Genomic DNA, 12,051 nt, shown 5'->3' with positions numbered 1-12,051 from the left:
GTCTGTTTTCTGCCATTTTGTTCACTCCTTATTCTCTAGATTATATCTCAAATCCTTGAGAATGGGGTGTCAACTTTTTTTATACCACATCAGGACAAAGGTTCAGCAGACGCAAACCGTCCAAAAGAACCAGCAGACCAAAGAGAAAAACCGAAGCCTTGTAACAAAGAAAGGACAGAAGAAAAAATGAAACTGAAACATATCGCTCTCATTGGCAGTCTGTTTCCTATCCTATTTTCTCTGGTGCTTTTCTTTGGGGTGTTGATTAGTGCGGACAGCGACGACGAGAACAGCAACTTTTCTTCTGGCATTACGGGTATGAACCTATCCGCAGAAGTTTTGAAACATCAGCCTATGGTGGAAAAATACGCCAGAGAAAACGGTATCTCCGAGTATGTCAATGTACTGCTTGCTATCATTCAAGTAGAAAGTGGCGGTACGGCAGAAGATGTTATGCAGAGTTCGGAAAGTCTTGGTTTACCACCTAACTCTTTAGATACAGAAAGTTCAATCAAGCAGGGGTGTAAGTATTTTGCGTCCCTGCTTTCTTCCTGCAAAAATCAAGGTATCGACGATTTGAATGTAGCGATACAGTCCTATAACTATGGCGGTGGCTATGTGGGATATGTGGCAGGAAAAGGAAAGAAACACACTTTTAATCTTGCAGAGAGCTTCGCTCGTGAGAAATCGGGTGGAAAGAAAATAACCTACACCAACCCGATAGCTGTTGCGAAGAACGGGGGCTGGCGGTATGGCTATGGAAATATGTTCTATGTGGAATTAGTCAATCAGTATTTAACTGTTTCGCAGGTATCGGGAGAGCTGGCACAAAAGGTAATGAATGAAGCGTTGAAATATCAAGGCTGGAAATATGTGTATGGCGGTAGCAATCCCAACACTTCTTTTGACTGTTCGGGACTGACGCAATGGTGTTATGGAAAAGCTGGTATCTCCTTACCGAGAACGGCACAAGCACAGTATGACGCTACCCAACATCTTCCACTTTCGCAGGCAAAGGCTGGGGACTTGGTGTTTTTTCATTCTACCTATAATGCTGGAAGTTATGTAACACACGTTGGTATTCTCGTTTCGCCGACACAGATGTACCATGCAGGCAACCCGATAGGATATGCAGACCTAAGTAGTAGTTACTGGCAACAGCACTTAATCGGTGCAGGACGAGTAAAACAATAGAAAGGACTTGAAAATATGTTTAAGAAGAATAAGAAACAGACAGAAACTATCAAAGAACCAAAAGAAAAAAAGGTGCGTACTGTTAAGGTAGGCACACATAAGAAAGCCGTGATTGCGTTGTGGGTGGTACTTATTGCAAGCGTGAGCTTCGGGGTGTATAAGAATTTTACGGCTATCGACCAGCACACGACCCATGAAAAAGAAATCATTGAACTTCGCTTGCAGGACACCAACGGGATAGAAAATTTCGTGAAGAACTTTGCGAAGTCCTATTACACATGGAATAACAGCAAAGAAGCGATTGAAGCAAGAACGCAGGCAATCAACGGTTATCTGACAAAGGAATTGCAGGACTTGAATGTGGATACCATTAGAACCGATATACCGACCAGTTCCACGGTTACAGATGTGATTGTGTGGAATATCGAACAGTCGGGAACGGACACTTTTTCTGCCACCTACGAAGTAGATCAGCAGATAAAAGAGGGAGAACAGACAACAGCAATTAAAGCAACCTATACCGTGAAAGTCCATGTGGACGCTGACGGGGATATGGTAATCGTTCAGAACCCTACCCTTGCACCAGCAATCGAAAAATCAGACTATGAGCCAAAGACACCAGAAGCAGACGCAAGCGTGGACGCTGATACCGTAAATGACGCTACCTCATTTTTGGAAACATTCTTTAAGCTCTACCCGACAGCTACAGAAAAAGAACTTGCTTACTATGTATCGGGAAATGTGCTTGAACCTATCGGCAGGGACTACTTTTATTCTGAATTGGTAAACCCTATCTTTATAAAGGACGGCGACAATGTAAAAGTCAAGGTTGCCGTGAAGTTCCTTGATAATCAGACAAAAGCGACGCAAGTATCGCAGTATGAGCTTGTATTACATAAGGATAGCAACTGGAAGATTGTAGGTTAATAAAATATGGAAAGTTTGCTTGACATTCTTTGCTCGCAGGAGTATCATAAGATTAGAAAAGGAAAGTAAACTTTCCATTCGTTCAAGAAAGGGGTATGTTGTGAAAAATCGTTTAGAAGAATTACGAAAACAAAGAGGTATTAAACAAGAAGATTTAGCGACTGCTCTTGAAGTATCTCGTCAAACAATAGGCTCTTTAGAAAATGGACGCTACAATCCCTCTATTATGTTAGCCTTTAAAATTGCAAGGTACTTTCAAATGAGCATTGAAGAAATTTTTATTTATGAGGAGGAAAGTAAATGAAGCATAAGATACAAAAAGTAGAATTATTTGTCGGTGTAATAGTTCTTTTAGGTGGTTTACTAACTTATGGTTTAGGAGTACATCAACTATTACCTGTACCTCGTCCAGATTTGGTTGTCTATGGTACAACACTTATTGGAATAATATTGATTTTAATGGGGTGTGATATATTCAGTAAGCCGACAAAAGAAATGCAAATATTAGAAAATGATGAAAGAAATATCGCAATTACTAATGCTTCTCTTGCGAATGCTTATAAAGTAACACTTACATTATTGGTTCTTGTATTATTTGCTCTTATCTTTATGGGATATATGAGTAAAGTTGTATTTTTTTCGATAGTAGGAGTTATTGCTATCGGACAAATCACATGGGTTATAACAGCTCGTTATTTAGATAAGAAAATGTAGTCTTTTGAAAGGTGGAATTAACAATGAAGAAAAAATTACCATTTATCATTGAAATTATTATAGGCATAATCTTTATATGTTTTGGATATTTCGTTATTGATACTGACTACTACTCTACACTTTTTTATGCAATAGGGCTTGGTTTAGCTTTTGCTTCTGGTGTTCAATTATTGAAAATTTGTTATTATGAAATGCCAAAAAATAAAGAAAAATTGGAAAATATAAATAGAGAAAATCACATCAATAATGTTGATGAAAGAAAAGTATTTTTAAGAATGAAAGCTGGTTCTTTAGTGTATCAGATAATGACCTTCGTGTACTTGTTTGTTGCGTTTGTATTTGCGTTACTTCATATTGAAGCTTGGATTATAGGAGTTATCTTTGGGTTATTCCTACTGCAAACATTTTTAGGGATTGTTCTGTATAAACATTTTGAAAAACATTTTTAAAACATTCGCTAAATTATGATGAGGTAATACTATGATAGGACTTAAAAAACGAGATATTAAAAAAGCCTTGAAAGCAGGAGCAAAAGCTGGCGGTGTATCATTGGCTGATGTTCGGGCGGATATTGAAGCAACGATTGATGAAGCTATGAACAGCACCGACCCAGAAGTGCAGGCAAATTTCAAAAAGTATTTTGGAAATAAACGCCCTACACCAGAGGAATACATTTATACCATTACGAAAAAGACAAAGGTAAAATTATAATAAAAGGGTCGTGGAAATGCTTCACAGAATTGTGATCTGCATTATCACGGCTCTTTTACTCTCTGTTTACTTTCAAAACTGTAAGTGTAATTGAATACTGCCCTTGCTATAATTTAATTGTATTCCAAAACAAATAAATGTGGCAGGAAGAAAGGAGCGATTTTTAATGGAACACATTTTAAATTTAGAGCAAGTAAAAAAATACTACGGGGGTAACTCTGGAAATATCACAAAGGCAGTAGACGGTATTTCTATGTATGTAGATAAGGGCGAATTTGTCGCAATCATGGGAGCTAGTGGTTCTGGAAAGACTACCCTATTAAACTGTATCTCTACGATTGATACTGTAACCAGCGGACACATTACAGTCAATAATCAAGATATTACCAAAATCAAGGATAAAGATTTTGCTGATTTCAGACGTGAAAATCTAGGGTTCATTTTTCAAGATTTCAACCTTTTAGATACTTTAACGATTGGAGAAAACATTTCTTTATCATTGGTTATCAACAAACAGAACCCTACTGATATTGAGAAAAGAGTTCATGCTATCGCCGATAAATTGGGTATTCGTGATATTTTATCGAAATTTCCTTATGAAGTTTCTGGCGGACAAAAACAGCGTTGTGCTTGTGCTAGAGCCTTAATCAATGAACCGAAACTGATTTTAGCTGATGAACCGACGGGAGCTTTGGACTCAAAAGCTTCCAGATTATTACTGGAAACAATGTCTGAAATCAACAAGAAAATGCAGGCTACTATTTTAATGGTAACACATGACCCGTTTAGTGCGTCTTTCTGTGAACGTATTTTGTTCTTGAAAGACGGTAAAATATTCAATGAAATTTTCAGAGGGGAAAAAAGCAGAAAAGATTTCTTCAATGAAATACTGGATATATTAACCTTGCTCGGAGGTGAAGTGGGAAATGTTAGGTAAGTTAGCGTATAGAAATACAAAAAGAAATATTAAAGATTATTTGATTTATCTGATAACCGTTACTGCATCCTTTTCTCTTATATTTGCTTTTAATTTGGTGGCAAGTTCTGATGAAATTGTAAAGTTATGTTCCAGTATGGATGCATTTAAGAATTCATTGTTCGCTGTAAATATCCTTATTATTTTTGTGATATGCTTTTTGATCAACTATACAACGAAATTTATGTTTGAAAAAAGAAGTAAAGAATTAGGAACATATATGCTTCTTGGCATTAAGAAAAAAGAAATTGCCCACTTAGTTATAATTGAAAATATACTGTTGGGAATTTTAGCATTTGTATTAGCTATTCCTATTGGCTTTTTATTCAGCCAGTTTGTGTCGTTAGTAATTGTAAACTTACTGGGTATTCCAAAAACTCTCTTTATTTCTTTGAATTTTGTTTCTATTGGACTATTGATAATTTATTTTTTAACTATTTATGTTTTGGTTTTACTTAATCTATTAAGAAGAATAAGTAAAATGACGATACGTGATTTTCTTTACTTTGATAAACAAAATGAAAAGAAAATGTTCCGTGACAGTAAAAAAAGAAATGTCATTTTTGTTTTAAGTATTATTCTTGGTGCGATTTCTCTTTTTCTCTGGAATTCACGTTGTACTATGGATAATTTTAATAAGCAAGAAACACTTACCTATTTGATGGTAAGCGTAATCATGTTGATTATCAGCATTTATGGTATATCTACAACTTGTGCAGATATGTTCTTGACTGTTTTGTTAAAGAATAAAAAAATGAAATATCAAAATGATAATCTGTTTGTAGCAAGAACATTTGCTTCTAAAGCAAGAACAATGAGCTTCACATTTGGTACATTGTCTATGTTGATTTTAATTTCACTGCTGGCTCTGAATTATTCTAGTATCAACAAAGCTTCGTATGATATCAGCGTGAATTTAAATGCACCATATGATGTACAACTCTTTGATGATAAGCAGGTATTTGATGAATATATTCGAGTAATTGAAGAAGAATATACGATTGATAATACCATTGAGTACGACATTTATAAAGAGCCGAATCATCAGGTACAAAATTTTTTCCAATCAGAATATTATGATTTTGACCCAGTCTTGAAGTTAAGTGATTATAATAGATTACTAGAATTAAGAAAGATGCCGTTGCTTTCTTTAAATGATAACGAATACTATATAGTTACAAATAGCAAGTTTGCATATGAGGTTGAAGATAACAAAGATATTGAAACCATAACAGTAGCAAATAAAAATTTGAAATTAAAAGGATATGACACTAAGTCTTATTGGAACTCTATAACTAATACTGGCAGATTTGTTGTTGTACTTCCAGATAAATATGCTCAAGGACTTGAAGTATCAGAAAATCATTTGATTATAGATACAAAAGAAGATACAGACGCAGAATTAGAAAATAAGATAAAAGAAGATATGCAACATCAATTAGTAAAGGTTGATGAAAATGGAGAAATAAATGACGAATCGTATAGAGTAAACGTAAGAGGTGCAGAAATAGAACAACAAAAAGCAATGGTTGCAATAGTAGTCAGTCTGTTTATGTATATTGCATTTATCTTGATTTCCGCAGTAGGGACAATTTTGGCAGTTCAATCATTGAGCGACTCTACTAAATACAAATATCGCTACCTGACCTTGCGAAGATTAGGAATAAATGACAAGTCGCTATTTAAGACAATCAGAAAACAATTATTGATATTATTTTGTGTCCCTGCAATATCAGCAATATTATGTTCTTTCGTGATGATGTCGTCATTGAATAATGTGTATCAACAAATTTTGGGAGATAAACACCTTTATCTAATGTACTTTGGCTTGAATTTAATTATCTTCTTCCTAATTTATAGTATTTACTGGATAGCAACGTATATCGGTTTCAAACGAAATATCAATGAGGCGAGTTAGATTTTTCTAGCTCTCCTGCTGTGGAATTATTATAATGGTAAATCAAGGGGGTGTTGAAATGAGAATAGCAATTATCGAAGATGATGAAATCACTCGTTTGGAGCTTTCTAAATTATTGAACACACAAGGATATGAAACAGTTTTATTGACTGACTTTGGAAACCTGACAGATGAATTAAAGCAATATTCCATAGAACTGGTTCTGCTTGATATTAACCTGCCGTATGAGAATGGCTATGAAGTATGCAGGAAAATAAAACAAGTCATGCCAGTACCGATTATCTTTGTAACAAGCAGAGATACAAATGCTGACGAATTGAAAAGTATTCAAGTGGGTGGGATTGATTTTATCACAAAGCCATATGATACGCTTATTCTTCTTGAGAAGATCAAGCGTGCATTGCAGTTGTCAAACCCAAACAATTTCCGTGAGCTTGTCAAAAAAGATTGTACCCTTGATTTACACTTATCCATTTTGAAATATCAAGAGCAAAGCATTGAACTGACAAGAAATGAATTTCGTATTTTGTACTACTTCTTTATGAACGAAGATAAAGTTATTAGCAAAGAAGAACTATTGGAAAAGCTGTGGAACGACAAATATTATTTAGACGAAAATGTATTACTGGTTAATATGACTCGTCTAAAAAAGAAAATGAAAGAAATCGGTATTGTTCATTTATTGGAAAATATACGAGGAAAGGGTTGGAAACTGTGAGTTTTTTTACATTCTTAGAAGAAAAAATAACAGAGATATTGTTTCAGCTTTTCTTTCTTGCCTTAGTAGCATTTCTCTTGATTTTCTACGGTGTAGATATGCTATTTGTTGTATTGCTGGTAATTCTGTTCATCAGCATACAAGGGCTTTTTCAATGGTGTTTGTATCGGAAGAAACGTAACGCTTCACAACATATTATTGATTTAGTAGATGGACTGGAAGAAACCTATTATATTGCAGACGTTTTACCAAAGCCAAAAGAATTTCAAAATGAAGCCTATTACTACGCACTAAAAAAAGCCTGCAAATCTATGAATGATGAAATCGGCAAAATCACAGAAGAAAAGCAGGACTATCAAGAATATGTGGAAAGTTTCGCCCATGAAATAAAAATACCGATAGGAGCATTGTCTTTGACGTTTGACAATACAAAAAATTACACATTAAAAAAAGAAACAGACAAAATATTTCAGTTAGTGGAACAAATGCTCTACTATGCAAGAAGCGAAAATACGGAAAAAGACTATTTTGTAAAACAGTTGCAGTTAGACGAAGTGATACATAATGTCATTCTGAAATTCCGTCATTCGCTTATGGAAAGAAAAGCAATTATCAATATCCATGACATAGAAAATGTCATTTATACTGATGAAAAATGGCTGACATTCATTCTATCTCAAATCGTGCAAAATGCGATTAAGTATTTTGATAAGCAAGAAAATAAGCTGACGATATACAGTCAAGACAATGGTACAAATATATTGCTTGTGATTGAAGATAATGGTTGTGGAATAAAAGCGTCTGATTTATCCCGTGTATTTGAAAAAGGTTTTACGGGTTCAAATAGAAACAAGGCAAATGCAACGGGTATGGGACTGTATCTATCGAAAAAATTATGCGATAGGTTGGGCTTGAAATTGGATATTGCTTCTACGGAAAAAGAATATACAAGACTGACCATTACATTTCCAAAAGGAACAGTTCATAATTTTTCAGAGTAATTTGAAAACCATGCCAACATTGATACGGTGCTTTAAGTGGGCTTGCATTATGGAAAGCTTTAAGTACAATTCTTTGCAATCAAATTCCACCTAATAGAACACTATTTTTTACAGTAATAGACGATTGAATTTAGGAGTGATACCATGATAGGGCTAAAAAAACGTGATATAAAAAAAGCATTGAAAGCTGGTGCAAAAGCTGGCAGTGTATCATTTGCTGATGTTCGGGCTGATATTGAAGCAACGATTGACGAAGCTATGAACAGTACAGACCCAGAGGTGCAGGCAAATTTCAAAAAGTATTTTGGAAATAAACGTCCTACGCCAGAAGAATATATTTATAAGATTACCCAAAAGACAAAGGTTTAAATGTTTATCCCGCTTCCTGCGAAGCGGATTTGCAGTATAAACTATGTGATAGAACATTAAGTTTAAAAAATTACCCCACGTAACGTATTGCTTGTAACGCTACGTAATGACATAAAATGAAAACAGAAAAGAGGAAAAGGCTATGTCAAAATATACGACAGGAGAAATAGCAAAGCTTTGTGGAGTATCTGTTAGAACAGTGCAGTATTATGATGAACGTGGTATCTTAATACCTAGTGAACTTTCTGAAGGTGGCAGACGACTTTATTCAGAAGATGATTATAAAAAACTGAAAATCATTTGCTTTCTTCGTGATGCAGGTATTTCAATTAAAAGCATAGGAGAATTGTTATCTGAAAGTAATCCTAGCAGTGTTATTTCTGTTTTGCTTGAAAAGCAAGAGCAACTTCTTCAAAATGAAGTAAAAGAAAGACAAGAGCAACTTGCTATGCTAGAGGGCATAAAGAAAGCACTGAAAGGAATAGAAAATTTCTCTGTTGAATCAATCGGAGATATAGCTTATGCAATGGAAAACAAAAAGAAAATGAAGCAGTTACACGCAGTTCTGTTGATAACAGGTATTCCCCTAAATATAATTCAGTGGGTTAGTATTATTTTATGGATTACTACTGGAATACAGTGGTTATTTTGGGGATATATCTTGGTAGCGATTCCATATGCAATTTTTATAATACGATTTTTATCAAAAAGGATAGTATATATCTGTCCACAGTGTCATGAGATATTTAAACCTCATCTGAAAGAGTTTATTTTTTCAAATCATTCCATGACGCTCAGAAAACTGACGTGTACCAGTTGTGGATATCATGGTTTTTGTGTTGAAACCTATCGAGAGGAGGAAAAAAATAATGAATAATGTTACTGAATTTTTACCGTTTTTAGTACCGTTAGTAATCTCAGAATTAGCCCTGCTGGCGTATACACTTTATCATATTCTAACTCATAAGAGCTATAAAAGAGGTAATCGTACTTTATGGCTTATTGTTGTGATTGTTGGTATGCAATTTATTGGACCTATCCTTTATTTCTTGCTTGGGAAGGAGGATTCTTAACGTGGATATGCTTCGTATCACAAACTTAAAGAAACATTTTGGGGATAAAGAAGTTTTGACAGGGTTAAATTTATCTGTACCCGAACATAGTGTTTTTGGTTTTGTAGGGGAAAATGGTGCTGGCAAGACAACAACAATGAAAATAATCTTAGGGCTTCTAAAGTCGGACAGGGGTGAAGTATTTGTATCTGGTGAAAGGGTAAAATACGGACAAACTGCAACTAATCGTTATATTGGGTATCTTCCTGATGTTCCAGAGTTTTACTCCTTTATGACAGCAAGAGAATATCTTAGATTATGTGGAGAAAGTTTGGAAATGGGAAAAAACGACATTGAAAAAAGAAGTGATGAACTTTTAACTCTTGTTGGTCTTTCCAAAGAAAATCATCGTATTAGAGGGTTTTCAAGGGGAATGAAGCAACGACTTGGGATTGCACAAGCACTTCTTGGACGCCCCAAAATTTTGATTTGTGATGAACCGACTTCTGCACTCGACCCGATTGGAAGAAAGGAGATACTTGATATTCTACTTTCTTCCAAAAAACAGACAACGGTATTGTTTTCAACACATATTTTATCTGATGTTGAACGAATCTGCACAGATGTTGCTTTTTTAAATAATGGAAAAATAGCTATGCAAGGAGCAGTTGCCGATTTAAAAAATGTGTGTTCTTCACACGAATTTATTGTGGAAACAATAAAAGCAGACGACGCTGAATATCTTTCTAGTGTATTCACAGACGCTCAATTAACCGCAAAAGATACTCTTTTATTCTTGGGCGAACAATTTAAAATGTTTGAAGTGCTTGAATTTATTACAGAACATAAAATATTAATTTCTAAAATCGAGCGTGTTGAACCCTCACTAGAATCTCTATTTATGGAGGTGGTGTCAAAGTGAAATCGTTTATTGCTTTTTTAAAAAAAGAAGTTTTTGAATGTATCAGAAGTGGAGAACTTACATTTTTCTGTATTCTGTTTTTGATTTTTGGCATTATGAATCCAGCAATTGCAAAACTTACGCCGTGGATGTTAGAAACGCTTTCTGATTCTTTGGCAGAACAGGGAATGATGGTTACAGAAGTTACAGTGAATGCTCTTACGTCGTGGACACAGTTTTTCAAAAACATTCCTATTGCGTTAATTGTATTTGTGTTTCTGTATAGCGGAATATTTACAAAGGAATATGAAACAAATACTCTTATACTTATTTTAACTAAAGGACTATCTCGCTATAAAGTAGTATTTGCAAAATTTTTTGTGATGTTTACAATGTGGACGATTGGGTATTTGTTATGCTTTGCTGTAACTTATGGATATAACGCATTTTTTTGGGATAACAGTATTGCTGTTGGACTACTGCCTGCTATGGTACATTGGTGGTTGTTTGGGGTATGGATAATAGGTCTTATTGTTTTATTTTCCGTTCTTGTTAAAAGTTATACGGGAGTGCTTTTAGGGACTGGTGGCAGTGTTCTAGGTGTGTATCTTATTAGCTTTTTTCCTAAAGCTTGGAAATACACTCCGACTACTCTAATGGAAAGTGCTTCTTTGCTGATTGGTACTAAATCTATTGAAGATTATGGAATTGCAGTCCTTATAACTATTTTATTGGTCGTTATTTGTTTGATTGTAAGTATTACTGTAATGAATAGAAAACAGTTATAATGTTTAGACTTTCAAGTTATATTATTATATTACTTTTTGATGATTATTTATTTTAATTGGCATAGGTGGAAAAAATATGTGATTTGATTTTTATAACAGTTTCCTTTCAAAACTACACTAACATTATTAAGGTGCTTTAAGGGGGATTGTATTATGGAACATTTTAAGCGAAATTCTATACAATCATACACTACCTAACAGCTTTTTATTAAAAACTGAATATTTTATAGCTTTAATAGCTCGTATAAAACTATATGTTTTGTGCGGGCTTTTTTCATGCCTAAAAAAATTTTTAAATTTTTTCGGTTTCAACTTAGCAAATCACACCTGCCGTTCCCTATATGGTGCGGAAAGAGGGATAACCACTTTTCACGTCGTAACGGAAAGGGGGTGCGATTGATGAAACCGTCTGACTTCCAGAAAACAGTTCAATGCCGTTTTGAAAGTTGTTTGAAGAAAGTTGTCCGACATGTTGTTAAGGACTATCAGAAGAAATTAAAGCGACGACAAAAGGAAGAAACGCTTTTTTGTGAACTTCCAGAAATCGTTGTAGAAAGTCTGGCTGTCTGGGACGACTATGATACGGACTATACGATTTTCAATGTATGCGGTAGTGATATTCGTATTTGTGATGATGAACTGGCAGAAGCCTTGAAACATTTGTCTGAGCGTAATCGAGAAAATTTGCTGATGTATTATTTTTTGGAAATGAGCGATACCGAGATTGCAAAAAGACAAAATATTTCAAGAAGTGGTGTTTTTCAAAACCGACACAATTCACT

16 protein-coding genes are annotated in these 12,051 nt (G+C 34.7%); all 16 read left to right on the top strand.

Annotation, left to right across the window (positions count from 1 at the left end):
• Nucleotides 1–186 precede the first annotated feature (186 nt).
• Complete coding sequence (locus OCV99_RS15730) at nt 187–1,194, top strand: bifunctional lytic transglycosylase/C40 family peptidase (RefSeq protein ID WP_055258563.1); 1,008 nt, start codon at nt 187–189, stop codon at nt 1,192–1,194.
• 15 nt (nt 1,195–1,209) lie between these two features.
• The gene (locus tag OCV99_RS15725; protein ID WP_055282486.1) at nt 1,210–2,121 is read left to right on the top strand and encodes a conjugal transfer protein; all 912 of its coding nucleotides are present in this window, start codon (nt 1,210–1,212) and stop codon (nt 2,119–2,121) included.
• A gap of 100 nt (nt 2,122–2,221) precedes the next feature.
• Nucleotides 2,222–2,425 carry a helix-turn-helix transcriptional regulator gene (locus OCV99_RS15720; RefSeq protein ID WP_039930565.1) on the top strand — a complete coding sequence of 68 codons (204 nt, stop codon included), beginning with the start codon at nt 2,222–2,224 and terminating at the stop codon, nt 2,423–2,425.
• Entirely contained in the window at nt 2,422–2,835 is a 414-nt protein-coding gene (locus tag OCV99_RS15715) for a hypothetical protein (protein ID WP_008393100.1), read from the top strand. The genes OCV99_RS15720 and OCV99_RS15715 overlap by 4 nt, the downstream gene beginning before the upstream one ends.
• 23 nt (nt 2,836–2,858) lie before the next feature.
• Nucleotides 2,859–3,284, top strand: a complete 426-nt coding sequence (locus OCV99_RS15710; protein WP_008393101.1) for a hypothetical protein — start codon at nt 2,859–2,861, stop codon at nt 3,282–3,284.
• A gap of 31 nt (nt 3,285–3,315) precedes the next feature.
• Nucleotides 3,316–3,546 (top strand): hypothetical protein, encoded by a 231-nt coding sequence (locus OCV99_RS15705; protein ID WP_021739838.1) that lies wholly within the window; start codon nt 3,316–3,318, stop codon nt 3,544–3,546.
• Between the two features lie 166 nt (nt 3,547–3,712).
• Complete coding sequence (locus tag OCV99_RS15700; protein ID WP_003061398.1) at nt 3,713–4,483, top strand: ABC transporter ATP-binding protein; 771 nt, start codon at nt 3,713–3,715, stop codon at nt 4,481–4,483.
• Nucleotides 4,473–6,440, top strand: coding sequence for an ABC transporter permease (locus OCV99_RS15695; RefSeq protein ID WP_055297305.1), 1,968 nt, complete (start codon nt 4,473–4,475; stop codon nt 6,438–6,440). The genes OCV99_RS15700 and OCV99_RS15695 overlap by 11 nt, the downstream gene beginning before the upstream one ends.
• Nucleotides 6,441–6,498: 58 nt before the next feature.
• A complete protein-coding gene (locus OCV99_RS15690; RefSeq protein ID WP_044964120.1) occupies nt 6,499–7,158 on the top strand; it encodes a response regulator transcription factor in 660 nt (219 codons plus the stop codon).
• Nucleotides 7,155–8,159 carry a HAMP domain-containing histidine kinase gene (locus OCV99_RS15685; protein WP_021739835.1) on the top strand — a complete coding sequence of 335 codons (1,005 nt, stop codon included), beginning with the start codon at nt 7,155–7,157 and terminating at the stop codon, nt 8,157–8,159. The genes OCV99_RS15690 and OCV99_RS15685 overlap by 4 nt, the downstream gene beginning before the upstream one ends.
• A 144-nt stretch (nt 8,160–8,303) precedes the next feature.
• Nucleotides 8,304–8,528, top strand: coding sequence for a hypothetical protein (locus OCV99_RS15680; RefSeq protein ID WP_008393106.1), 225 nt, complete (start codon nt 8,304–8,306; stop codon nt 8,526–8,528).
• Between the two features lie 142 nt (nt 8,529–8,670).
• A complete protein-coding gene (locus OCV99_RS15675; RefSeq protein WP_008393107.1) occupies nt 8,671–9,405 on the top strand; it encodes a MerR family transcriptional regulator in 735 nt (244 codons plus the stop codon).
• Nucleotides 9,398–9,601: a PLDc N-terminal domain-containing protein gene (locus OCV99_RS15670; protein ID WP_008393108.1), complete on the top strand. Its 204-nt coding sequence runs from the start codon at nt 9,398–9,400 to the stop codon at nt 9,599–9,601. Before OCV99_RS15675 ends, OCV99_RS15670 begins: the two co-directional genes overlap by 8 nt.
• A 1-nt stretch (nt 9,602) precedes the next feature.
• On the top strand, nt 9,603–10,502 hold the full coding sequence (locus tag OCV99_RS15665) for an ABC transporter ATP-binding protein (protein ID WP_044929915.1): 900 nt from the start codon (nt 9,603–9,605) through the stop codon (nt 10,500–10,502).
• Nucleotides 10,499–11,269 carry an ABC transporter permease subunit gene (locus OCV99_RS15660; protein WP_008393110.1) on the top strand — a complete coding sequence of 257 codons (771 nt, stop codon included), beginning with the start codon at nt 10,499–10,501 and terminating at the stop codon, nt 11,267–11,269. Before OCV99_RS15665 ends, OCV99_RS15660 begins: the two co-directional genes overlap by 4 nt.
• A 399-nt stretch (nt 11,270–11,668) precedes the next feature.
• The coding region (locus tag OCV99_RS15655) for an RNA polymerase sigma factor (protein ID WP_158371766.1) at nt 11,669–12,051 on the top strand (383 nt) is incomplete at its 3' end.

This window comes from Dorea acetigenes (assembly GCF_025567385.1).
GTDB classification, from domain to species: Bacteria; Bacillota; Clostridia; order Lachnospirales; family Lachnospiraceae; genus Claveliimonas; species Claveliimonas acetigenes.
Note: the sequence above shows the minus strand (reverse complement) of the source record. Positions and strands in the feature narration are given on the sequence as shown.